This is a genomic window from Commensalibacter communis (genome assembly GCF_947179105.1).
GTDB lineage: Bacteria > Pseudomonadota > Alphaproteobacteria > Acetobacterales > Acetobacteraceae > Commensalibacter > Commensalibacter communis.
In genome coordinates, this window is record NZ_CAMXCK010000001.1 from 833,565 (window position 1) to 856,359 (window position 22,795).

24 protein-coding genes are annotated in these 22,795 nt (G+C 37.2%); 7 read left to right on the forward strand and 17 right to left on the reverse strand.

The window, feature by feature from the left end; all coding sequences use genetic code 11:
* Window positions 1–6 precede the first annotated feature (6 nt).
* Window positions 7–1,266, forward strand: a complete 1,260-nt coding sequence (gene serA / locus PQG52_RS03910; RefSeq protein WP_271828011.1) for a phosphoglycerate dehydrogenase — start codon at window positions 7–9, stop codon at window positions 1,264–1,266.
* 576 nt (window positions 1,267–1,842) lie between these two features.
* Here serA and PQG52_RS03915 read toward each other — a convergent pair.
* On the reverse strand, window positions 1,843–2,079 hold the full coding sequence (locus PQG52_RS03915) for a hypothetical protein (protein WP_271828012.1): 237 nt from the start codon (window positions 2,077–2,079) through the stop codon (window positions 1,843–1,845).
* Window positions 2,080–2,438: 359 nt separating this feature from the next.
* Here PQG52_RS03915 and PQG52_RS03920 point away from each other — a divergent pair, with 359 nt between their 5' ends.
* On the forward strand, window positions 2,439–3,914 hold the full coding sequence (locus tag PQG52_RS03920) for a YifB family Mg chelatase-like AAA ATPase (RefSeq protein ID WP_271828013.1): 1,476 nt from the start codon (window positions 2,439–2,441) through the stop codon (window positions 3,912–3,914).
* Window positions 3,915–3,919: 5 nt separating this feature from the next.
* On the opposite strand, the gene metC is transcribed toward PQG52_RS03920, so the two are convergent.
* A complete protein-coding gene (gene metC / locus PQG52_RS03925; protein WP_271828014.1) occupies window positions 3,920–5,140 on the reverse strand; it encodes a cystathionine beta-lyase in 1,221 nt (406 codons plus the stop codon).
* A gap of 163 nt (window positions 5,141–5,303) precedes the next feature.
* Between metC and PQG52_RS03930 the strand changes: the two genes are divergently transcribed.
* Both PQG52_RS03930 and PQG52_RS03935 read left to right on the forward strand, forming a co-directional pair.
* A complete protein-coding gene (locus PQG52_RS03930) occupies window positions 5,304–6,338 on the forward strand; it encodes an AI-2E family transporter (RefSeq protein ID WP_271788758.1) in 1,035 nt (344 codons plus the stop codon).
* A 71-nt stretch (window positions 6,339–6,409) separates the two neighbouring features.
* Entirely contained in the window at window positions 6,410–7,066 is a 657-nt protein-coding gene (locus PQG52_RS03935; RefSeq protein ID WP_271801359.1) for an endonuclease/exonuclease/phosphatase family protein, read from the forward strand.
* Between the two features lie 2 nt (window positions 7,067–7,068).
* On the opposite strand, the gene cls is transcribed toward PQG52_RS03935, so the two are convergent.
* Window positions 7,069–8,505, reverse strand: coding sequence for a cardiolipin synthase (gene cls, locus PQG52_RS03940; protein ID WP_271828015.1), 1,437 nt, complete (start codon window positions 8,503–8,505; stop codon window positions 7,069–7,071).
* A 99-nt stretch (window positions 8,506–8,604) separates the two neighbouring features.
* Here cls and PQG52_RS03945 point away from each other — a divergent pair, with 99 nt between their 5' ends.
* Entirely contained in the window at window positions 8,605–8,979 is a 375-nt protein-coding gene (locus PQG52_RS03945) for a YraN family protein (RefSeq protein ID WP_271828016.1), read from the forward strand.
* Window positions 8,980–8,984: 5 nt separating this feature from the next.
* Here PQG52_RS03945 and PQG52_RS03950 read toward each other — a convergent pair whose 3' ends face one another.
* From PQG52_RS03950 to purB, 9 genes are all read right to left on the reverse strand, one after another.
* Window positions 8,985–9,308 carry a hypothetical protein gene (locus PQG52_RS03950; RefSeq protein ID WP_271828017.1) on the reverse strand — a complete coding sequence of 108 codons (324 nt, stop codon included), beginning with the start codon at window positions 9,306–9,308 and terminating at the stop codon, window positions 8,985–8,987.
* Window positions 9,309–9,463: 155 nt separating this feature from the next.
* A complete protein-coding gene (gene grxD, locus PQG52_RS03955) occupies window positions 9,464–9,793 on the reverse strand; it encodes a Grx4 family monothiol glutaredoxin (protein WP_271788753.1) in 330 nt (109 codons plus the stop codon).
* A gap of 16 nt (window positions 9,794–9,809) precedes the next feature.
* Complete coding sequence (locus PQG52_RS03960; RefSeq protein WP_271788752.1) at window positions 9,810–10,040, reverse strand: BolA/IbaG family iron-sulfur metabolism protein; 231 nt, start codon at window positions 10,038–10,040, stop codon at window positions 9,810–9,812.
* 4 nt (window positions 10,041–10,044) lie between these two features.
* The gene (gene purL / locus PQG52_RS03965; protein WP_271828018.1) at window positions 10,045–12,252 is read right to left on the reverse strand and encodes a phosphoribosylformylglycinamidine synthase subunit PurL; all 2,208 of its coding nucleotides are present in this window, start codon (window positions 12,250–12,252) and stop codon (window positions 10,045–10,047) included.
* Window positions 12,249–12,950 (reverse strand): phosphoribosylformylglycinamidine synthase subunit PurQ, encoded by a 702-nt coding sequence (gene purQ, locus PQG52_RS03970; RefSeq protein WP_271788750.1) that lies wholly within the window; start codon window positions 12,948–12,950, stop codon window positions 12,249–12,251. Before purQ ends, purL begins: the two co-directional genes overlap by 4 nt.
* A 3-nt stretch (window positions 12,951–12,953) precedes the next feature.
* Window positions 12,954–13,346: a Rap1a/Tai family immunity protein gene (locus PQG52_RS03975; RefSeq protein WP_271828020.1), complete on the reverse strand. Its 393-nt coding sequence runs from the start codon at window positions 13,344–13,346 to the stop codon at window positions 12,954–12,956.
* Window positions 13,343–13,585, reverse strand: coding sequence for a phosphoribosylformylglycinamidine synthase subunit PurS (gene purS / locus PQG52_RS03980; RefSeq protein ID WP_271788748.1), 243 nt, complete (start codon window positions 13,583–13,585; stop codon window positions 13,343–13,345). Before purS ends, PQG52_RS03975 begins: the two co-directional genes overlap by 4 nt.
* Entirely contained in the window at window positions 13,586–14,356 is a 771-nt protein-coding gene (gene purC, locus PQG52_RS03985; protein ID WP_034337059.1) for a phosphoribosylaminoimidazolesuccinocarboxamide synthase, read from the reverse strand.
* A gap of 133 nt (window positions 14,357–14,489) precedes the next feature.
* Window positions 14,490–15,845, reverse strand: coding sequence for an adenylosuccinate lyase (purB, locus tag PQG52_RS03990; protein ID WP_271828022.1), 1,356 nt, complete (start codon window positions 15,843–15,845; stop codon window positions 14,490–14,492).
* Between the two features lie 245 nt (window positions 15,846–16,090).
* Here purB and PQG52_RS03995 point away from each other — a divergent pair, with 245 nt between their 5' ends.
* Window positions 16,091–18,100: a lytic transglycosylase domain-containing protein gene (locus PQG52_RS03995; protein WP_271828023.1), complete on the forward strand. Its 2,010-nt coding sequence runs from the start codon at window positions 16,091–16,093 to the stop codon at window positions 18,098–18,100.
* Window positions 18,101–18,129: 29 nt separating this feature from the next.
* A complete protein-coding gene (locus tag PQG52_RS04000; RefSeq protein ID WP_271828024.1) occupies window positions 18,130–18,627 on the forward strand; it encodes a CinA family protein in 498 nt (165 codons plus the stop codon).
* A gap of 67 nt (window positions 18,628–18,694) precedes the next feature.
* On the opposite strand, the gene PQG52_RS04005 is transcribed toward PQG52_RS04000, so the two are convergent.
* The 5 genes from PQG52_RS04005 to trpD all read right to left on the reverse strand — a co-directional run bounded on the left by PQG52_RS04005 (window position 18,695) and on the right by trpD (window position 22,789).
* Window positions 18,695–19,180: a hypothetical protein gene (locus PQG52_RS04005; RefSeq protein ID WP_271828026.1), complete on the reverse strand. Its 486-nt coding sequence runs from the start codon at window positions 19,178–19,180 to the stop codon at window positions 18,695–18,697.
* 160 nt (window positions 19,181–19,340) lie between these two features.
* A complete protein-coding gene (locus PQG52_RS04010; RefSeq protein ID WP_271788742.1) occupies window positions 19,341–19,793 on the reverse strand; it encodes a type II toxin-antitoxin system RatA family toxin in 453 nt (150 codons plus the stop codon).
* A gap of 31 nt (window positions 19,794–19,824) precedes the next feature.
* Entirely contained in the window at window positions 19,825–20,760 is a 936-nt protein-coding gene (gene lipA / locus PQG52_RS04015) for a lipoyl synthase (RefSeq protein ID WP_271828028.1), read from the reverse strand.
* Between the two features lie 58 nt (window positions 20,761–20,818).
* On the reverse strand, window positions 20,819–21,676 hold the full coding sequence (gene trpC / locus PQG52_RS04020; protein ID WP_271788740.1) for an indole-3-glycerol phosphate synthase TrpC: 858 nt from the start codon (window positions 21,674–21,676) through the stop codon (window positions 20,819–20,821).
* A 15-nt stretch (window positions 21,677–21,691) separates the two neighbouring features.
* Window positions 21,692–22,789, reverse strand: a complete 1,098-nt coding sequence (gene trpD / locus PQG52_RS04025) for an anthranilate phosphoribosyltransferase (RefSeq protein WP_408869537.1) — start codon at window positions 22,787–22,789, stop codon at window positions 21,692–21,694.
* Between the last annotated feature and the right edge of the window lie 6 nt (window positions 22,790–22,795).

Consider the following 22,795-nt stretch of genomic DNA (forward strand, 5'->3'; position numbering starts at 1 on the left):
AAGAAAATGGCTTCAAACTTATCTTTACCCAAAGATAAAATTCGTATCTTGTTACTTGAAGGTGTGCATGAGAGTGCTGTCGAGCTGTTAAAGCAAAATGGATATAGCAATATCACCCTTTTAAAAACTGCTTTAGATGAAGATGCTTTGAAGGAAGCAATCAAAGGCGTTCATTTAATTGGTATTCGCTCTCGCACACATTTAACGGAAGCAGTCTTAGATGCTGCTGATAAGTTGATTGCGATTGGTTGTTTTTGTATTGGAACCAACCAAGTTGATCTAAATGCTGCCAGAAATCGTGGTATTCCTGTATTTAACGCACCGTTTAGTAATACACGTTCTGTGGCTGAATTGGTGATGGGTGAAATTGTGATGTTATTACGTCGTATTTTCACTCGTTCAGAAGAATGCCACAAAGGATTATGGGATAAAAGCAGCACCAACAGCTGGGAAGTCAGAGGGAAGACCCTTGGGATTGTTGGATATGGATCTATTGGTTCTCAGCTTTCTATTCTAGCAGAAGCATTTGGATTACATGTGATTTATTATGATCCAATCGATAAATTAATGCATGGTAATGCACGTCCAGTTGACTCTTTGGCTGCATTATTAAAAGAAAGTGATATTGTTAGCTTGCATGTGCCTCATCAAGAAAGCACCATTAATCTCATTGGTGAAAAAGAAATTGCCATGATGAAGCCAGGTTCTTTCTTAATCAATAATGCCCGTGGGCAAGTGGTTGATATTGATGCATTAGCAGCTGCATTAAAAAGCAAGCATTTATTAGGCGCTGCAATTGATGTGTTTCCAAAAGAACCCAAAGAAAAAGGTGAAGAATTCTCTTCTCCATTACGTGGATTGGATAATGTAATTTTATCCCCTCATATTGGTGGTTCTACGATTGAAGCTCAAGAGCGTATTGGTCGAGAAGTTGCCAATAAATTTATTGAATATTCTGATGTTGGGTCAACATTAAGCTCTGTCAACTTTCCAGAAGTTCAATTGCCCATTCGCCTCAAGGGCACAAGATATATGCATGTGCATAAAAATGTTCCTGGTATTATGCAAAAAATCAACAATATCTTTACCGAAGCCAATGCGAACATCTCTGCACAATATCTTCAAACAGATGGTGAAGTGGGTTATGTCGTTATCGAAGCAACGACCGAAGGCGAAAAAGACATTGATATTGAAATCCTACGTTCTTTACGTGCATTAGATGGTACGGTTAGAGCGCGTATTTTATATCGTCCAACTGATAAATAAATATTAACAAAGTTACTATGAATAACTTAAGATTATTCATAGTAACTAATATTATTTGGTATAATGTTAACTATATAAATATCAGCTTGGTTGTTCCGTATATTAAAACATACACAAGCGATATAAACGGTATAATGAGATAGAAAGAATTCTATCGAACGAAGTTCTCAATAGTCTACTCTCTAGTTATCTGAAGGGTGTCCTCCCTTTCGATATCTATATTGAGCACAAGCCGTTGATAATTTATTTCCAGCTTCATGAAATAGTATTTCTTAAATAATTATAGTATTCACCATGTGATTCTATCTTTTCGTTAGATACACCTTTTCTTGCATTATCAAATCTAACTTGCCAGCCTTGTTCTAAAAATTATAGATCTGGTACAACAGAAAATAAAAAAAATTTATTTACTGATTCTGCTTAAAATATTGGTAACAGGTCCTTGGCAATCTATCTTGAATAACTTCAAAAGTATTTGCTAAAAATTCGTGATATTGACGCATTTCATGACTATTAAGTCCTTTTGTAATTTTAGAAAACTTATTTAAAAAGGATTTATCCGAAAAATACTCACTACTAACAGTAGATTGCTTTTTTCTCTAAGATTTCTCTACGTTTGATCGTTATAAGGTCACCAATTAATAAATATTTTTCATATTCTGGATTGTCTGTAGGTAACAAAGAAGTATTTGTTTCTGCTTGTTTATAACATTCAGAAAATATTTTTTCTGATTTTGCATACCAATCTTGAAATTGTGAAGATGATGGATTGGGCAGAAAAAGAACATTACAATAGCCAGTAGGCATAATCATATTAATAGTAGCATCTATCGCGTCGTTAGAGGCTTTATTTGCGAGTATAGAATTTATTGGTAATGCTAGAAATGGTAATATTGCTAAGAGTTTTTTTTATAATCAATAATTTAAACAAATAATTACAAATTCATTATAAATATACTATAAGGATAATTTATACGATTGACCACACTTCCAGTGTTATCAAACTAGATGCTATTAATCTGTGTAATCTTTTTGTCGGTTTTTAAATGAATACTGGAAAAGGACGAAATATAAATATATTTAGAGCATTTCTTTATAAAAAGATTGTCAATTTATTTGAGTTATATATTATAAATACTTAATAAGATGTTTTTTATGTGGATTAATTAACAATGAGCATTGCCAGAGTTTTAACATTCTCCTTTTCTGGTATTGATCCCGTCCCTGTAGAAGTTCAAGTTCAAATAACCCGTGGTCTTCCAGCCTTTGTTATTGTTGGTCTAGCAGATAAAGCAGTCACAGAATCGAGAGAGCGTGTGCGTGCGGCTTTAGTTTCTATGGGAATAGCTCTGCCCCCAAAGCGTATTTTGGTCAATTTAGCCCCAGCAGATATTTTAAAAGAAGGCACACATTACGATCTCCCTATTGCATTGGGCATTTTATGTGCAATGGATATTATCCCTGAAGAAGAATTAATGCATTATGCAGCACTTGGAGAATTGTCTTTGGATGGGGCAATTGGTTCAGTAAATGGAGTGATTTCAGCAGCGATTGGTGCAGCTACAGAAGAAAGAGGGTTAATCTGCCCAAACGATCAAGGAAGTGAAGCTCTTTTGGGTGGAGATATTGATATCTTGGCGCCCTCTTCTTTATCTGTCTTATTACAACATTTTACAGGTAAACAAATTTTATCCAAACCTGAATTTATGCCTTTGCCTTCTTTTGTAAAAGATCCAGATTTATCAGAAGTTAAAGGAATGGAAGGTGCAAAAAGAGCATTGGAAATTGCTGCAGCAGGTGGTCATTCTATGTTGCTGATTGGTCCTCCTGGGGCTGGAAAGTCAATGTTAGCTGCACGTTTACCAAGCTTATTACCTGATTTAACATCACAACAATCTTTGGCTGTAACTCGTATCTATAGTTCTGCAGGATTATTACCGAACTCAGCCCCAATTATACGCCCACCTTTTCGCAGCCCGCATCATTCCGCCAGTCAAGTTGCGATAACAGGTGGAGGGGCAAAAGTTAAACCTGGCGAAATCAGTTTGGCTCATCACGGTATTTTATTCTTGGATGAATTTCCTGAATTTGCCAGAAATGCTTTAGAAGCTTTACGACAGCCTTTGGAAACAGGAAATATTTCTATTGCCAGAGCGACATCTCATATTACCTATCCAGCACATTTTCAATTAATTGCAGCAATGAATCCTTGTCGTTGTGGGTATTTAGGAGATACTGAGCGTGAATGCCATCGTGTGCCTAAATGTAAAGAAGAATATACGCGTAAAATCTCTGGACCTTTACTAGATCGCATTGATTTAATTACCAATATAGAACCTATTCTTCCCAAAGATATTGTCAATGTTGCATCAGGAGAAAAAAGTGAAATTGTTGCAAGGCGTGTAAAAGCAGCTAGAGACAGACAATTAACACGACAAAATATGTTAAATAACGAAATAAATATTAATCATATTCATTTGGATCAAGATGTCGCTCAGATGGTTGAAAAAGCATCATTGCAATTAAAGTTGTCCGCCAGAGGAATTACAAGATTACTCAGAGTAGCTAGAACAATTTCAGATTTAGCATTAAAGGATGATATTGATATTCCCAGTGTTGCCGAAGCTTTGACCTTTCGGCAACGGTAATTATTTTATGAACGCCAAGTTGCGATAAAACTATGGTTTAAATCTGTAATAAGGTCTTCTGTGTTTTCCAAACCAATATGTAAACGACAGGCAGACCCTGAGATTAATTTATTTGGAAAATTTCTGTATATTTCTCCATCAGTTAACAGAACTAAACTCTCATATCCTCCCCATGAAGCACCAATAGAGAAAAATTCGAGTTTTTCAATCATGTCGACGACCTGTTGTGTTGTAATGGGCTGTTTGAAAACGATTGTGAAGACGCTGCTTGCTCCTGTAAAATCTCTTTTCCAAATTTCATGTCCATGGCAACTTGGCAGTGCTGGGTGGAGAACGCGTTCTATTTCTGGTTGTTCTTGACACCATTGTGCAATTTTCAATGCAGAAATAGATTGTTTTTCTAGCCGAGCCCCAAGCGTTCTTAATCCTCTCAACGTAAGCCAGCAGGCGTCGGGTCCAGCTACCTCGCCCAAAGCAATTGATGTATCTCTTAATATATGCCAGTCTGCATCATTATTGACCGTAATCGCACCTAATACTAGGTCTGAATGTCCATTACCATATTTAGTGAGTGCTTGGACAGAGACATCAACCCCATGGTCAAATGGTTTAAAGACCCCTATTCCCCAAGTATTATCTAAAAAAAGTCTAATATTATGTTGATGGGCTAGTTTCGATAATGCGGAGATATCTTGGATTTCAAATGTATGACTACCTGGGCTTTCAGTAAAAATAACTTTGGTATTGGGTTGAATATAGTTTTTAATCTCATCAACAGAAATATCAGCTGGATAGTAACTGATCTCTACACCAAATTTTTTCATTACTTTTTCAGAAAAACGCTTTGTCGGACCATAGATACTATCAATTAATAAACAATGATCTCCAGCAGACAAAAAAGCCAATAACGGAACCGTACACGCTGTTAGTCCAGAAGAAACAATTTGGCTGTGACTGCCCCCTTCAATCAAAGCAATGACTTTTTCAAGCTCATGTTGGTTCGGAGATCCCATTGCACCATATAGAGTTTGGTGTTCATATTGTTGACCAGCAGTATTTCTCATTGCAGCAACAGAGGGATATATGACTGTTGATCCTCTATGTAAAGGATCATTTACAAAAGAGCCTTTTTCAGAAACAGATTCTGTATGTCTGCCTGAAGTGACAAGTAATGTTGATAATGCTTTCCAACCAATTGAAACTGTTTCTTCAGGGGTTAAATTCATTATATTTTATCCTTATTAACGATGATAATTTTATATATCTGAATTTTATATTGTATAATTTTGCACTATTTTGACAGTTTTTTATTAAAATTTTGTAAAATTACGAAAATTAATCTTTTTTTCTCTTAACAATATTTTATAGTCATGTCTTAAGGAGAAAAAGATGAATAAACGCGTTATATTATATATTCTTTTAGCAGCAATCGCATATGGATGTTGGTTGATCTTAAACCCTCTTTTTTCTTCTATTTTATGGGCTGGTATTATCAGCTTTGCCACATGGCCAATCTATGTTTTTTTCAGGAAATATATAGGGAAAGTGTGTGCTGCATTATTGATGACTATATTTTGTGGATTATGTATGGTCATGCCCGTCGTTATTTTATCTGCAGCGATTATTGATGATGTTCCAAGGGTCGTTCAAACCATTTCATCTGCAACTTCATCGATTAATTTCGTGTCCCCTCCTCATTGGATGCAACATATACCTATTATTAATAAGTATTTAGCAAAAACTTGGGAAAATGGGGCTGAGCACTTATTAAGTATTGGGGATACGCTTCGTCCTTATTTATATGATATCACGCGTGCTTCTTTTTCTGTATTTCTCCAAACTATTGGTGGATTTATTCAGTTTGCTTTTGCGTTATTTATTTCTTTTTTCTTTTGGTTAGGTGGCGATTATGTCGGAGAAATCATTCTAGCACTTATTTACAAAGTTGCTGGGCCTTCCTCTAAACATTTGGTCGAAATGACTAATAAAACAATTTTGGGAACAGTATATGGCATTATCGGAACCGCCTTATTACAAGGTATACTAACAGGTTGTGGTTTGGCCTTATTTGATATTCCGGAACCTGTTTTATTGGGAGGTATTGCAGCTTTTTTATCCCTTTTCCCAATCGGTGCACCTGTTGTTTGGATCCCAGCTGTTATTTGGTTGGGGTTCTATCATCATCAGATTGTCTCAGCATTATTATTACTAATATATGGAATTGTTATTATTTCAGGCGTTGAACATATCATACGGCCGATGTTTATTTCTTCTGGTAATAAACTTCCTTACTTATTAAGTGTCTTAGGAATTTTAGGTGGTGTATTGGCTTTTGGTGGTTTGGGTATCTTCTTGGGGCCCGTTTTGCTAGGATTAGGATATACTCTGACAATAGAATTTTCAAAAGAAAGCATTGAAAAATAATATTTTAGCTCTGAAAGTAAAATTTCATGATATATATAACGTTTTAATAAAAAAGATAAGTCATAAGATTAATGCTTTATTCACCTAAAATAGATCCGCATTTTTACGTAGATACTCAACCTGATTTACAATATTTTAAAATTATTAGTTGGAATTTGCTACGAAAAGTTGGGGCTTCTCCTTATGAAGTTGCGTATTTGGTTAACACGCATCAGCCTGAATTATTATTAATGCAAGAAGCGACAGAGGATATGAATATCCTGCCTCAACTAATTGGAGGATATTATAGTCGATTTCCGTTGCCAGGGCGTATTCATGGCGTTGCTTGTTGGAGTCCTTATCCATTCAATGCACCGCCGTCAACTTGTGTGTTACCCAAAGGAGCATTGATTAAAAGAGTTGCTCAGTTAATTGATTATGGTAAGTTTTGGATTGCAAATGTGCATTTGTCCCATGGACAAATTTTGAATAGAAGACAATTACAAGTCCTTTCTGATTTTCTTCCTGAAAAAGCTGCCGTATTGGGTGATTATAATTTAATTGGGCCTACGCTGATACCAGGTTTTAAAGATGTTGGACCACGTGAGCCCACCCATAAAATGATTAATTTATTTCCTATTCGTCTGGATCGTTGTCTGGTCAGAGGGATGGAATGTATCGATAAGCAAGTTTTATCTCGTTCTTCATCCGACCATCGCCCTATTATGGTAACGCTAAGACCAAAATAATTTTATAGATAGGGTAATAAAAGTCTAGTGGTTGAGTCTCTAAATTTAGCAAGAGATGATCTATTCTTTAACTCTTCCAAGGTTAATAAACGATGTCGGTGTGATCCAATAAAATCATCGATTTGTTGCGCGAATTCTTTATGATATATTTCCATATTAATTTCAAAATTTAACCGTAAGCTTCGCATATCAACATTAGAACTACCTACAAAAGACCAAATTCGGTCAATAACCATTAATTTTGAATGGTTAAATGGTGCTTTTACTAGCCAAATTTTACACCCGAATTGTAAAGGCAAAATATTATTTATGTTTCGTGCCCAATCGACTAAGATCTGATTACTTTGTTCAGGAATGACGATCTCAACATTAACTCCTCTGACAGCTGCCAAACATAAAAGAGATAAAAAGCGATCATCGGGTAAAAAATAAGGGGTCATAATACGAATAGATTCTCTTGCCAAGCTAATCGCTTGCATCATCGTATATTTTATTTTTTCCATATCTGTATCAGGGCCTGCCGTTATAATACGACAAATCATGTTTCCCTTGGTTTCGACAAGTGGGTAGAAGCTTTTCTTGTTCAAATCTTCAGCCGTAATGAAAAACCAATCCTGTAAAAAAGCTTCTGTAAGCTCATGTACAATAGTTCCCGTAATTTTGAAATGGGTATCTGAAACTGGGTTCTTTGGATGGTCTGCAAGAATGTTTTCACCAGCTATATTTAATCCACCTAGAAAACCTATTTTTCCATCAACAACTAAGATCTTTTTATGTGTCCTGAGATTAATAAAAGGCATTTTCCAAGGTAAAAAAGAGTGCATAAAGCGATCAATTCTGACCCCATTTTTTTCAAGATATTTGGCTATTGGACAATAAAAATAACCACTTCCTATTCCATCAACTAAAACTCGAACAATCGCCCCTCTTTGTTGTGCTGCAATTAAGGCATCTGCGAAAATTTTACCTGTTTCGTCACTTCTTAAAATATAAGAAGAAAGGAATACACATACTTTGGCCGAATGAATAGATTCTAGCATGACGGGATAGGCTTGATCGCCATTGAACAAAGGTTCAACGTCATTACCCATCAATAAAGGACGTTGCGTGAATCCTTCGACTACTTTAGCCAAAGGATAAAAATGACCTTTAATATAATAACGCGTCATATTATTTAATAATTTATTATGCCAAGGACGATTATTCACCAGTTTTTGGGCTCGACGAACAACACGGTTAACACCAAACATTACATATAAAATAAAACCTATGATCGGCATTATTAAAGAAAAGCCGATCCATCCAATAGCGGCTCTGGTATCACGAACATGTCTCAATACATGAAATATAACAAATAATATTAAAATAAACCGCAAAATTGCTAGGAACCAATCTTGTTTAAAATCTGTTAAAAATAAATATGTGTAAAACACATGCATTTCATTAAGCTTTCGATTTAAAAGATAGTCATTCATATTATTAAGATAAATAAGTACTATTTTTCTATAAAAAATGTGGTTTTATGATAAAATATCAAGATGAAAAATAGCAATCAAAATTTAGGGATTCTAGCATATAATAAAGGTTTGTCTGCAGAAAATCTGGCAGAAAATTATTTAATTAATCTTCAATGGAATATTCTACAAAAACGATTTCGTAGCCCAGTTGGGGAAATCGACCTAATTGCAAAAAAAACTAATTGGTTGCTTTTTGTTGAAGTAAAAGCACGAAAAAAAATGAGCGATGCCTTAATGTCAATTTCAGCCAAGCAAAGGCAAAGATTAAAAAATGCTGCAAACTATTATCTAGAATATTATCATCCCGAAATAGAAAATGTTCGATTTGACCTGATTACAATCAATCAGTCAGGTCAAATCGAACATTTCGAAAATATTATTCTAAACGAATTCTAGAAAAATTAACTGCGATGGCGATGTTTTACAGCAGTCTTTTTATGTGAAGAAGATTTATAAACGGCATTTTTTACAGATAGTTTGCCTTTTTGTTTATAGGAAACATTTCTTACGAGTTTAGAGTGGTTTTTACTTGAACTTGTTTTATATGAAACTTTTCTGGCTTTATAATGACGAACAGCAGGAGCGGCAGTTAAAGATTCTAGTGTTAATTTACCAGCTTCTGTTTCTGTAACAATATGTTGTGCTTTTGCAGGAGAAGGAGATAAGGAAACAAGTGCGGCGGCACCAAAAAGGAAACAAATTGTTTTTTTGAAATGTCTGACCATTTATTGACTCTCTAACGATATATATACTAACTGCTGACGGATTACATAATTACGCTAAAAGCTAACTTATAAATTCATTTTTGGATACATACGAATAAGGAGAAAAAATATATTTTTATAATTTTTCTCCTTATGTTGCATTTATGATACTAAAATCAGTTACAAGCGATTGATTTTTCTTTTAAGAGTTGAGCTAACTCTCCAGAAGCATACATTTCTCTGACGATATCACAACCACCAACTAACTCTCCTTTAACATAAAGTTGAGGAAAAGTTGGCCAATTTGAAAATTCTTTGAGACCTTGCCGTAAAGAATCGTCTTCTAAAATGTTAATATCTTTAAAAGAAACGCCTAGATCTGAAAGAATATGTGCTACTTTCGCTGAAAATCCACAACCTGGAAAATCTGCTGTGCCTTTCATAAACAATACAACATTATTTGAATCGATTTCTTTTTGGATTTGTTCAAAAACAGGGTTGCTCATTATATGTCTCCTATATTTAGTTTGATAGAGCTGAGGTTTCTAAAGCTAAGGCATGAAGATCACCATCGAGATAATCTTCCAATGCTTTATAAACCAATTGATGTTGCTTGACTTTGTTCAAGCCCTCGAATTCTTTTGCTGCAATTTTACAATAAAAATGCCTACCGTCTTTTTTCAAAGCACCGACGTCAATATTTGCGTCAGGAAAAGCGTTACGCAGGCGTTCATCGATTTCAGATACATCCATGTGACTATACTTTCATTAATTTTTCAAAAAAGCTTTTGGAAGCAGCTTTCATCCGAGCAATCGTTGTGACCGCACCAGATGGCATGACAAGGCTATCACCTCCTGTACAACCAATGACTCTAACTGGGATACCATGTGCTTTGGCTGCTTGTAAAAGTGCGTCTTTTTGAGAGGTCATTACCAAATAACGTGCTTGATCTTCACCAAACCAATAGGCCTCTGGACGCATTCCAACTTCTGGCACATCCAAAGTACATCCCACGTTTCCTGCCATTGCCATTTCAGCAGCTGCAACCAATAACCCGCCATCTGAAACATCGTGACAAGCTTCGATCACACCATTTGCTATTTGCTCTCTGACAAAATCACCATTACGGCGTTCTGCTTGCAAATCCACTTGGGGAGGATTTCCTGTTTCTTTACCTAAGATTTCTCGTAACCACAATGTCTGTCCTAATTCGCCTTTGGTTGCACCAATGACGACAAGGTCATAATCTGCTTTAAACGCATTTCCGATGGTTTTAGAAACATCATCTATAACCCCCAAAGCACCAATGGCAGGTGTTGGTAATACAGAAACATTTTCGCCATTTGCATCGCGAGTTTCATTATATAACGAAACGTTACCACTGACGACAGGGAAATCAAGCGCGTTACAAGCATCTTTCATCCCTTCAATCGCTGCAACAATCTGCCCCATCACTTCTGGTTTTTCAGGGTTACCAAAGTTCAGATTATCGGTTACTGCCAAAGGTTTTGCACCCGTTGCCGTAATATTACGCCATGCTTCTGCAACAGCTTGAGCACCACCTTGGTAAGCATCAGCAGCACAATAACGTGGGGTACAATCTGTGGTTAATGCAAGACCAATATCAGTTCCATCAACGCGAATAATCGCTGCATCTGCTTGGCCAGGACGATAAACTGTTTGCCCACCAATGGTGCTGTCATATTGATCCCAAATCCAAGAACGAGATGCAAGATCAGCACAACCTAGCAATTTGATTAAGGATTGTTCAATACTGACATCAACGTCTATTGCCCCTAAAGGTTCAGGCTTTGGTGAAGGTGCAGTCGGACGATGATATAAAGGCGCTTCATCAGCCAAAGGTTCTAATGGAATATCAGCTTCGGTTTGACCATGATGTTTAATGACAATGTGACCCGTGTCTGTCAAATGACCAATGATTGCAAAATCCAATTCCCATTTTTCAAAGATTTCTTTTGCAAGATCAGTACGATCAGGACGTAAAACCATCAACATGCGTTCTTGGCTTTCTGACAACATCATTTCATAGGCTGTCATGTGTTCTTCACGTTGAGGAACATGGTCAAGATTAAGTTCAATACCAACACCGCCCTTGCCGGCCATTTCCACAGCAGAAGAGGTCAAGCCGGCAGCACCCATATCTTGAATAGCAACAATCGCATCGGTTGCCATTAATTCCAAGCACGCTTCAATCAATAATTTTTCAACAAATGGATCACCCACTTGAACTGTTGGACGTTTTGAAGCTGCGTCCTCATCAAATTCAGCAGAAGCCATCGTTGCGCCATGAATACCATCACGACCCGTTTTGGAACCCACATAAATCACAGGGTTACCAATACCAGCAGCAGCAGAAAGGAAAATACGATCTTGTCTGGCAACACCAACATTCATGGCATTAACCAATGGATTTCCATTATAGCTGGCATGGAAATTAACTTCACCACCAACTGTTGGAACGCCAACGCAGTTACCATAACCACCAATTCCGCGCACAACACCATCAACAATATGACGAGTTGCTGGATGATCGGGGCTACCAAAACGCAATGCATTTAAATTCGCTACAGGACGTGCACCCATGGTAAAGACATCGCGTAAAATACCACCAACACCAGTTGCAGCCCCTTGATAAGGTTCGATAAATGACGGATGGTTATGACTTTCCATTTTGAAAATCGCAGCCAAACCCTGACCAATATCGACTACGCCAGCATTTTCACCTGGGCCGTGAATAACCCACGGAGCTTTGGTAGGAAGATTACGCAACCAAGCACGGGAAGATTTATAAGAACAATGCTCTGACCACATGACGGAGAAAATACCAAGTTCTGTTAAACTTGGAGTTCTGCCCATAATGGTTAATACTTTGGCATATTCATCGCTTGATAATCCAAATTCTTTGCCAAGTTCTTCATTTACAATAAGTTGAGCTTTACTCATCGTGTTAATGTCTCCATGATTCCTTGGAAAAGAGGTTTTCCATCTTCGCTGCCCATTAAGGGATCGACCATATCTTCGGGATGAGGCATCATACCACAAATACGGCCAGTTTGATCGACAATGCCAGCAATCGCATTAATGCTGCCATTTGGATTAAAATCGGAATTCGATGGATCAATCTCACCATTAGGAGAAGCATAACGGAATACGACTTGCCCCTCGCCTTCAAGACGTTTTAATCCTTCAGCATCACAAAAATAATTACCATCACCATGCGCTGTCGCTGTTCTGAATATGTCTCCTTGCTTCCATCCTTGGGTAAAAGCAGTGTCATTGCGTTCAATACGCAAATGACAATCTCTGGAAAGAAATCTTAAGCTAGCATTCGGTAGTAATGCGCCAGGCAACAGATTTGCTTCAGTTAAGATTTGGAAGCCATTACAAACGCCCATGATGTATCCACCCTTTTGTGCAAAGGCTTGGATTTCACGCATGATTGGGGAATGTGCAGCCATTGCGCCACAACGTAAATAATCCCCGTAACTGAAACCACCAGGCAAAACAACCATATCGAGTTGTGGTAATGCCGTCTCACGATGCCAAATAATTTGGGGGGTAAACCCTGTCACACGTTCAAAAGCGATAACCATATCTCGTTCACGGTTGGTACCTGGAAATACAACGATACCTATTTTCATGATCTATTTTCCATTTTTCGTAGAAGGACATGGATAAGCATCATGCAATGCCGTAAATACAGATGCTCCAGCAGGTTGAGATAATTGGTCTGAATGAGCAGTCATCCAAGCAATCACTTTGCTTCTCATTTCTTTACCAGAAACATTGGTTGCAATACAAAAACCAGCAGGTGCATTAACATCTCCTTGGTTTTTGGCAAACATTTTGGAGTATGCTACAGAATCTGCAATTCCACTGATATAAGCATCACAGGCTTGCAGAGATTTTGTATTTTTACAAATTTGTAAAAATTTCCCAGATTGCAATGGTGTTACTCTTTGAGCCAACGCAGATTGAGCGCCAGATACAGCCATCAATCCAAAGCCAGCCAAAAGAAAGGCTATTTTTGTATTCATGCCAAAACCTCAACTTGGAAGTCCTCAATCACGCCATTCGCCAAAAGTTGCTGAGCCATTTCAGTAGCTCTTGCTTTCGCTTTTTCTGGGGATGTTTCTGTAACTTCTAAATCAATAACGCGACCGACGCGAACGTCTTGAACTTCCTGAAAAGACAAATTATGTAGAGCATGATTAATTGCTTTGCCTTGAGGATCTAAAACCCCTTGCTTTAACATAATAATTAAACGAACTTTCATTTAGATACTCTCCAAGCCTTCTTTACCTTTAAGGGATTCAATATTTGATTCTGGTATAATTTTTAAACGACGTGCCACTTCTTGATAGGCTTCTTCAACTTTACCTAAATCTCGACGGAAACGATCTTTGTCTAGTTTTTCGCCGCTTTCAATATCCCAAAAGCGACAATTATCAGGGGAAATTTCGTCAGCCAAAACGATGTGAGATTCATCATCTTTCCAAAATCTGCCAAATTCCAGTTTGAAATCAATCAATTTGATACCAACACCAAGAAGTAACCCACTTAAGAAGTCATTAATTCTGAGTGTATAAGTAACGATTTCATCCATTTCTTGAACGGTTGCCCAATTAAATGCCGTGATGTAATCTTCTAATACCAACGGATCATTAAGATCGTCATTTTTAAGGTAATATTCTACCAAAGGACGTGGTAAACGTAGACCTTCTTCTAATCCCAAACGTTTAACAATACTGCCAGCAGCAACGTTCCGAACAACGATTTCCAGAGGAATAATCTCAACCGCTTTGACCAACTGTTCGCGCATATTTAAACGACGAATAAAGTGGGTCGGAATGCCAATATCTTCGATTTGTGTCATTAAATATTCGCTGATGCGATTATTTAAAACACCTTTTCCTGTAATAGTTCCTTTTTTGGCACCATTTCCAGCAGTGGCATCATCTTTGAAATATTGAACAATTGTTCCAGGTTCTGGCCCCTCATAGAGGATTTTTGCCTTACCTTCATAAATTTGTCGACGGCGGGTCATAATCGTCCCTTAATATATCGTAATAAAGTTGTAACAATTAAATAATATCAAACGGAATATGTTCTATTATTTAACATCATTAATATCATATTGACAGAATAGCTTGATTTACAAGCTATTTTATCAAAGATAATTAATTCTTCGAACCAGGACCTGTTTCACCAAATACATTTTGATAAATGTGATCCAGGTTTTGAACATGCATACTGCCGTCCATAGCTTTGTCTAAGATCGAAGAATCTATACGACCCATAATTTCTGGATCGTTTTCTAAGTTCTCTCTAAAGCTTTTACCTTCAGGTTTACCCAGTTTTGTCCAAGTTTCCATCGCAGAACGTTGCACGATACGATAAGATTGTTCTCTTGATAATCCAGCACGGGCAAGTGCCAACAAAACCTCACCAGAATGAACAACGCCACCAAGGCTTTCAATATTTTCTTGCATACGTTCTGGATAAACAACCATTTTTTCAATAACGCTGGCTAATCTGTTTAATGCGAAATCAAGCGTGATCGTGCCATCAGGACAAATCATTCGTTCTACAGAAGAATGACTAATATCGCGTTCATGCCATAAAGCAACATTCTCCATCGCAGGAACAACGTGTGAGCGGACAATACGAGCCAAGCCTGTTAAATTTTCTGTCAATACTGGATTGCGTTTATGTGGCATTGCAGAAGATCCCTTTTGATCGGGATGGAAATATTCTTCTGCTTCACGAACTTCAGAGCGTTGAAGATGTCTGATTTCGATTGCTAGACGTTCAATAGAACTGGCGATGACGCCTAATGTCGCAAAGAAAGCTGCATGACGATCACGAGGAATAACTTGGGTTGATACAGGTTCTGGGCTTAGACCAAGTTTCTCGGCAACATAAGTTTCAATTCTTGGGTCAATGTGAGCGTAAGTTCCGACAGCACCAGAAATAGCACAAGTCGCAATTTCTTGACGAGCTTGTAATAAACGAGCTTTATTGCGAGCAAATTCTGCGTAATATCCAGCCAATTTCAAACCAAAAGTCACAGGCTCTGCATGAATAGCGTGGCTACGTCCAATGGTTAACGTATATTTATGTTCGAAAGCACGATTTTTTAATGCTTCTAACACTCTATCCAAGCCTTCTAATAAAATATCGGCAGCTTGTGTTAATTGAACAGATAGACATGTATCTAACACGTCAGATGAAGTCATGCCCATATGGACAAAACGACTATCTTCGCCAATATTTTCAGCAAGCCATGTTAAAAATGCAATAACATCATGACGTACTTTTGCTTCAATTGCGTCAATCTCAGCAACATCGTCAGCATTAAACTTAGCCATGGCTTTATCGCCATTTTCACGAATGTTTTTTGCTGATTCTTTAGGGATAAAGTCATATTTAGCCATGGCTTCACAGGCTAGTGCTTCGATTTCAAACCAAATACGATAACGATTTTCAGGTGCCCAAATCGCAGTCATTATAGGGCGGCTATAACGCGGTATCATCCCCGTCGTTCCTTTCTATGTCGATAGCTTAAAAAAAGGTTATATCACAATTTTTATAGCTTTCATCCAGAAATTTATATTTCAATCAATAAATATTTATGGGATAAAATTTAACAATCTTTCCTATACTTATTTTAACCATGATTTTAAAATAGTATAATCTGGACAACCTACAGGTCATATCATCATTTGTGGCACGAAGCATTTACGATCGTTATTCATTTCCATCTAGGCTGATTTTCTAAATGAACATTTCAACATTAAAGTCTTTTTTTAATTTTACCACTGTTTTGAGCGTATTTTCAATTGCTATGGTTGGATGCAGCAGCAGTGATCCTGTTAAATCTCAACCTGCGACACAACCTCAGGACACTCCTTCTTTATATTCTAAAATCCCACAAGCATTTTCAGTTAAAAGTGGAACTGCTGGTCTTGGTTTGGCTGTAGATGCAACGGTGCAAGAAAAGGTTGATTTATACTTACAACTTTTGCAACCTAATGGTGGAGATGTCGAAACTTATGCTCAATTTATGAGTAAAAACCCAACCTGGCCGAACCAATCAATCTTTTCAAAAAGAATGCAACAAGCATTACTGACAGAAACAGATAAAAATATTATAGATCAAATTTGTCAAAATCAGTCCATTACGACCGCAGATGCGCTGAGTTTTTGTGCTCAACAATCGAAAATAAGCAGTCACCTTATTCAACAAGCAAAATATGCTTGGACACATACCATTACTAAAACGACTGATGCACAAACTGTAGCGTCTGTTTTTTCAAGTCATTTTACAGCCCAAGACCAATGGGAAAGATTTAATATGCTTGAATCTCGAGGTCTTTTATCCGCAGCATCGCAACAAATACAGTATTTACAACCATCCGAACAAAAAATCGCCTCAGCCATATTGTCTTTACGTAGACAACAACCCACAGCCGAAAACCTGATATCTACCTTAAGCGCTTCCGAATTAAAAAGCCCTGGTTTAGTTTATGCGCGATTGCGTTGGTTAAGAACTCAAAATCGAAATGATGAAGCTGCAAAATTATGGCAAGATGTAGGGTTACAAGTTGAACGTAATTCCGATCAGAAGCGTTTTTGGATTGAGAGAAATAGTTTAATTCACTCTTTGCTGGATAATGGTGATAATAAAACCGCCTATGCTCTGGCATCCGTTGAGGCATGTAATAATAATAGCTGTGAGTATGATTCAACGTTTTTAGCAGGCTGGATCGCGTTAAGAAAATTAAATAAAGCTTCAGAATCAGTTGGTTATTTCAAGAAGTTAACACAGGCAAGTTCTGTTATTACAACCAGTCGAGGTTACTATTGGTTGGGTCGTGCTTATCAAGATATGAATAATGCATCCTCAGCAAAGCAAACTTGGCAGCAAGCAGCGCAATATCCAACCACTTTTTATGGCCAGATGGCGATTGCAGAGCTTGAAAATATTCATAATGAAAGTGTGATTTTAAATCCGTCCTTGATCTCTAACGCGATTACCAAATATCTATCAACTATAAAAGAGCCTTCATGGTCTTCGTCAGAGTTAAACTCTTTTAAAAACAATGAATTAATTAAAGCTGCTCAGATATTAGTTGAACAAAATGATTTGGCTCACGCACGGCCATTTATGCTCGCGCAAAACAAAATAAGTTCTTCAACGGTAGAACAAGCTATGAATGCCCGCATCTCTAATCAAATGGGTTTAGCCGATGATGCCGTAACAATAGCACGTTATTCAGGAGCCAAAGGTGTTGTTCTATTAAAAGATGGCTGGCCTCGTCCCTATACTATTCCAGCCTCAAGCCTGCCGTCAGGATTAGAGCTGGGTGTGATGAGACAAGAGAGCAGTTTTAATCCTGTTATCGTCAGCCTATCGAATGCATATGGTTTAATGCAACTATTGCCTTCAACGGCCAGAGAAGTTGCAGTGCAAATCGGTTTACCAGCCAAAATGGGGGCACCCGGTAATTTAGTCGTGCCAGACAATAATATTAAATTAGGAACTGCTTATCTAGAAAAGTTACTAGTTCGTTTTAATAATGTCATTCCTTATGCTGTTGCTGGATATAATGGTGGGCCTAATCGTGTAAAACAATGGATTGCTCAATATGGTGACCCCGCCAGTAATCCTGATGCACAAAATCAATTAATTGATTGGATAGAGCAAATTCCTTATACTGAAACAAGAAATTACGTGCAAAGAGTGATCGAAAATACCATTATTTATCAAACCAAAATTAATCAGTAATAACATGTAATATAAAGAGGATAAACATTATGAATAATGATTATTTAAAGCATCAATTATCCTCTTTATGCTCTGAATTTGCACTTTTCTGCCTAAAATCTAACCTAAAATTAGTCACAGCAGAAAGTTGCACTGCGGGTTTAATGAGCGGTTATTTAACAGACTTACCAGGATCTTCTGCTTATATAGAAGGTGGCTTTGTTACCTATTCCAACGAGATGAAAGCAGCTATTTTAGGTGTCAAACAAGAAAGTTTGGAAAAATTTGGTGCAATCAGTGAACCAGTCGCTCTTGAAATGGTAATAGGAGCGTTGCGAAAGGCTCCGATGGCCAATATCGCTGTAGCGGTTACTGGTTTTGCTGGACCTGATCCTTCTGGTAACAGTAATATTGGGCTTGTATGGATAGCATTACAGAAAGATAAACAACAAGCCACTGCTCATCAATACCATTTTTCTGGAAATAGAGATGAGATAAGGCTGAAGACAATTATCCAGGCTATAAAATTAATGTTATGTTTGTTCTAATGATAAATAAAAAGGCCTCTTCATCATTAAGATAAAGAGGCCTTTCTTATTATAGTTTTAGTAACAATTAATATTGTGCAGGAGGCATGTTATTTGGATTTACTGCACCTGGTGCTGCTGGAGGAGCAACTGTATTTCCTGTGCCTGGTGCAACAACAACGCGGCCATTATTCACACGTGTTGCATCTTGCAAACTGTCGCCGTTCAATGTTCTTGTAGTTTGATTGCCTGACAATGGCACTCTTGCGCTTGAAGGTAATTGCATTTCTGGATTTGGAACAACTTGTTGAACAGCACTAGGATTACCGCCGTTATTTACTGTTTGGACTGCTTGTAAGCTACGTGCATTCAAATCAGCTGTTTCTTGGTCACCTTGCATAGCTTGTTGGTTAGCACCATTTTTTTGGTTATGTTTTGTAACTTTTTTGCTATGACGATGCCCTTTGTAGTATTTATGAGCGTCTTGATGCTGAGCTGTCGCAGCCATTGCAATATTTGGAACAGCAAATGCCAATGCTGCAGCAAAAAGGGATAGTTTGAAACTAGAATTCATAATTAACCTCTTACTTAATATTAAGAAAAATTAATATTATAAAATGATATATACCAATTTATTCTATTGTTGAACAAAAAACGATTGTTACAGATGTAGTTATAACACTAAAAAATTACAAGTAGGTAGCTGAATATTTACCAAATATATTTTTTATGTATTACTGTGCCTTTTTGTAACTGTCAGCATAACAGAAATCAGCTCTTTTGACAAACGCAGTCACCATTTTTTGTACAGCTTCATTGAAAACAAGTCCCATCGCCTTTTGCATGATTTTGGATCTAAATTCAAAGTCCACAAAAAAATCAATCATACATCCCTGTGGATCTGGTAAAAACAGCCATTGATTGCTTAAATATTTTAATGGTCCACGATCATATGTAACAACGATCTTATTTTCTTCTCTGAATAAATCCACACGACTGCCGAATACCTCTTTGAATGGACCAAATCCTACTTTTAGATCAGCTAATAACAATCCTTTATCTTTATAACGAATACTGGCACCTGTACACCAAGGTAGGAATTCGGGATATAAATCAACTGCTGCTACCAAATCAAACATTTGTTCAGGACTATAAGTTATAATACGTTTTTCAGCATGAGTAGGCATATAAATTCTTCTTTAACTTTTTTTAATAATTCTAATTTGATAAATGCGTTGATTGTCGTTTGATTTGTAAAATTTTAAAGTCTTCATCAGCGTGATAAGATGAACGTGTTAACGGCGAAGAGCTTACCATCAAAAATCCTTTTGATTTCGCAATATGACTAAATTCTTCAAATTCATCTGGAGTAATATATTGTTTTACTTCTGCATGTTTCAATGTTGGACGTAAATATTGCCCCAGAGTTAAAAAATCTACCTGTGCACAACGTAAATCATCCATAACTTGCAGAATTTCTTCTTTACTTTCTCCTAATCCCAACATCATCCCCGATTTTGTGAAAACATTTGGTTGGTACTGTTTCATTTCATATAGAATTCGCAATGATTGAAAATACCGCGCACCAGGACGAATGGACGGGTATAATCTAGGAACTGTTTCCATATTGTGATTAAATACATCTGGCTGAGCAGAAGAAATTGTTATTAACGCCCCTTCTTTTCTTAAAAAATCTGGCGTTAAAATTTCGATTGTAATAGATGGTGATAGTTTTCTAATTTCGTTAATCACATTTGCAAAATGCTGTGCGCCACCATCTTTTAAGTCGTCTCTATCAACAGAAGTAATTACAACATGGCGAAGATTTAACTTCTTTACCATTAAGGCGGTACGAATTGGCTCCTCTAAATCGACAGGAGGAGGCTTTCCTGTCGCCACGTTGCAAAACGCGCAAGCTCTGGTACAAATACTGCCCAATATCATGATGGTTGCATGACGTTTAGTCCAACACTCACCAATATTGGGACATGCGGCTTCTGTGCAAACAGTATTAAGTTGATGTTTTTTTACTAAATCATCTGTTTCATTAAAAACAGATGATTGACTTACTTTAACTTTTATCCAGCTTGGTTTGGGTAAAAGAGTTGCCGATTGTTTTCGTTCATGTTGCACAAGAATTCGTCTGAACGTCATGTATAACTTCCTTGTAAACTATTTTTGGAACTAGTTTACAAATAATATAAAGAACAATTTAGACTAAACCAAGCAAATTCCTTACTGCTGCTCCTGCATTTTGTTGTGATAATAGACTTTCCCCTACCAATACGGCACTTGCACCCACGGCTTGAACTCTGCGAATATCATCAAAAGTTTTTAAACCACTTTCTGAAACGATAATGCGATCAGGTGGGACTAATGGGGATAAAGCCTCAGTCACGGCTATATCAGTTTGGAGCGTTCTTAAATTTCGATTATTAATACCAATCAAACATACATCCAAGGCTAATGCTCGGTTTAACTCTTCTTCATTATGAACTTCAACCAAAACATCGAGTTCAAGACATTTTGCTAGCTCAACTAATTCGCTTGCTTCTTGATCCTTTAACGCAGCCAAAATTAACAAAATACAATCCGCATCAATGACACGGCTTTCATAGACTTGCCATGGTTCAAGTATAAAATCTTTGCGTAAAACAGGTAAAGAACAGGCATCCCTGGCGATTTTCAAATCTTCGTTATTACCGTAAAAATAACCAGTTTCTGTTAATACAGATAAACAACTTGCGCCTGCATTTTCATATTGTACAGCAATCATAGCTGGGTCATATTCTTGACGAATAACACCAGCTGAAGGAGAAGCTTTTTTACATTCAGCGATCAGCCCCATTTGTCCTTTTGCCATTTTTTCTTTTAATACGCGGGCAAATCCACGTGTTGGTGTTTTTTTAGACTTAGCTTCTTCTGCAATTTCTTTTAAAGGTTTAATTTTTGCTTTTTGCTCTGTCTCTGCTCTTGTCCTGGCGCAAATTTGAACCAAAACATCTGATAACTCACTTTCAGATTGTAAAATTGCGTTCAGAACGGGATCGGATTTGGATATGTCATTCATAATAATAACTAATGTTTAAATTGAATTTCTTTGCTGAATCTTATGTAATAGCGATAAAGCAGCACCATTATCAATCGTTTCAGCCGCTTTGGAGACTAACCCTTTTAAGATAGTTGGATCGATTTCTCCATGTGAATTGATTAAAGAATAATCTTTTACAATATGTAGTGCAATAGCCGTATTAATCAATACAGTATCACGATAAGCACCCTTTTGACCATTAAATAATGCAAGCATAGAAGCTGCATTTTCTTTTGGTGAACCCCCTGAAATAGCTGATAAAGGTGCAAGTTGTAAACCAGCAGCCTGTATGCTTTGGGTTGATAAAGTTACAGGAGTAATTTTATTATCTTCCAAAGCCATTATTTTAGAAGGTCCGGCTAAGGTGATTTCATCTACGCCTTGTTCTTGTTCTTTTTCGTCCAGAAGACCATGAACAACCCATGCCCTTTCAGATCCTAAATTTTGAAGAACTTGTGCGAAAGGTGTTAACCATTTGGAATCGTAAACGCCAATCATTTGATATTTTACATTTGCTGGGTTTGATAAAGGACCCAACAGGTTAAATATGGTTCGAATACCTAATTCTTTTCGAACGACGTTTATTTTATTTAACGCTGGGTGATGCACAAAAGCCGACAGAAAAGAGAGCTTATATTCGTCAAGATGTTGTTTTAGGATGGTTAAATCTGTTTGAGGCTTAAAATTTAAGGCTCCTAAGACGTCAACTCCACCTGATCTTGAAGATTGAGCACGATTGCCATGTTTTGCGACTGAAATACCCATAGCAGCCAGAACAAAGCTGACTGCTGTGGAAATATTTAATGTGCTTTGACCATCTCCACCTGTTCCACATACATCCATGGTCAATGGGTCTGATGGTATAATAGGCAACATTTGGTGCCGCATAGATCTTACTGCACCTTCAAGCTCTTCTATCGTGACCCCACGCATGCGCAATGCCATCAAAAACGCAGCAATCTGAGTATCAGAAACGGCGCCTGATAAAATAGCATCAAAAATCTCTGTTGTTTCACGAAGAGAAAAACTTTCTCCATGCAGAGATTTCTGTAAAATCGGTGTAAATAAGAAAGGTAAATCCTCTTTCTCAATTAAGGC

Coding starts and splice junctions, on each gene's coding strand:
- PQG52_RS03995 (WP_271828023.1), top strand. CDS start 16,091: ATGAACATTTCAACATTAAAGTCTTTTTTTAATTTTACCACTGTTTTG.
- PQG52_RS04005 (WP_271828026.1), bottom strand. CDS start 19,180: ATGAATTCTAGTTTCAAACTATCCCTTTTTGCTGCAGCATTGGCATTT.
- trpC (WP_271788740.1), bottom strand. CDS start 21,676: ATGAATGACATATCCAAATCCGATCCCGTTCTGAACGCAATTTTACAA.
- purL (WP_271828018.1), bottom strand. CDS start 12,252: ATGAGTAAAGCTCAACTTATTGTAAATGAAGAACTTGGCAAAGAATTT.
- PQG52_RS03930 (WP_271788758.1), top strand. CDS start 5,304: ATGAATAAACGCGTTATATTATATATTCTTTTAGCAGCAATCGCATAT.
- purC (WP_034337059.1), bottom strand. CDS start 14,356: ATGACCCGCCGTCGACAAATTTATGAAGGTAAGGCAAAAATCCTCTAT.
- PQG52_RS04010 (WP_271788742.1), bottom strand. CDS start 19,793: ATGCCTACTCATGCTGAAAAACGTATTATAACTTATAGTCCTGAACAA.
- purS (WP_271788748.1), bottom strand. CDS start 13,585: ATGAAAGTTCGTTTAATTATTATGTTAAAGCAAGGGGTTTTAGATCCT.
- purB (WP_271828022.1), bottom strand. CDS start 15,845: ATGATACCGCGTTATAGCCGCCCTATAATGACTGCGATTTGGGCACCT.
- PQG52_RS03945 (WP_271828016.1), top strand. CDS start 8,605: ATGAAAAATAGCAATCAAAATTTAGGGATTCTAGCATATAATAAAGGT.
- metC (WP_271828014.1), bottom strand. CDS start 5,140: ATGAATTTAACCCCTGAAGAAACAGTTTCAATTGGTTGGAAAGCATTA.
- PQG52_RS03920 (WP_271828013.1), top strand. CDS start 2,439: ATGAGCATTGCCAGAGTTTTAACATTCTCCTTTTCTGGTATTGATCCC.
- purQ (WP_271788750.1), bottom strand. CDS start 12,950: ATGAAAATAGGTATCGTTGTATTTCCAGGTACCAACCGTGAACGAGAT.
- PQG52_RS03935 (WP_271801359.1), top strand. CDS start 6,410: ATGCTTTATTCACCTAAAATAGATCCGCATTTTTACGTAGATACTCAA.
- lipA (WP_271828028.1), bottom strand. CDS start 20,760: ATGACGTTCAGACGAATTCTTGTGCAACATGAACGAAAACAATCGGCA.
- serA (WP_271828011.1), top strand. CDS start 7: ATGGCTTCAAACTTATCTTTACCCAAAGATAAAATTCGTATCTTGTTA.
- PQG52_RS03915 (WP_271828012.1), bottom strand. CDS start 2,079: ATGATTATGCCTACTGGCTATTGTAATGTTCTTTTTCTGCCCAATCCA.
- grxD (WP_271788753.1), bottom strand. CDS start 9,793: ATGAGCAACCCTGTTTTTGAACAAATCCAAAAAGAAATCGATTCAAAT.
- PQG52_RS03975 (WP_271828020.1), bottom strand. CDS start 13,346: ATGAATACAAAAATAGCCTTTCTTTTGGCTGGCTTTGGATTGATGGCT.
- PQG52_RS03950 (WP_271828017.1), bottom strand. CDS start 9,308: ATGGTCAGACATTTCAAAAAAACAATTTGTTTCCTTTTTGGTGCCGCC.
- PQG52_RS04000 (WP_271828024.1), top strand. CDS start 18,130: ATGAATAATGATTATTTAAAGCATCAATTATCCTCTTTATGCTCTGAA.
- cls (WP_271828015.1), bottom strand. CDS start 8,505: ATGCATGTGTTTTACACATATTTATTTTTAACAGATTTTAAACAAGAT.
- PQG52_RS03960 (WP_271788752.1), bottom strand. CDS start 10,040: ATGGATGTATCTGAAATCGATGAACGCCTGCGTAACGCTTTTCCTGAC.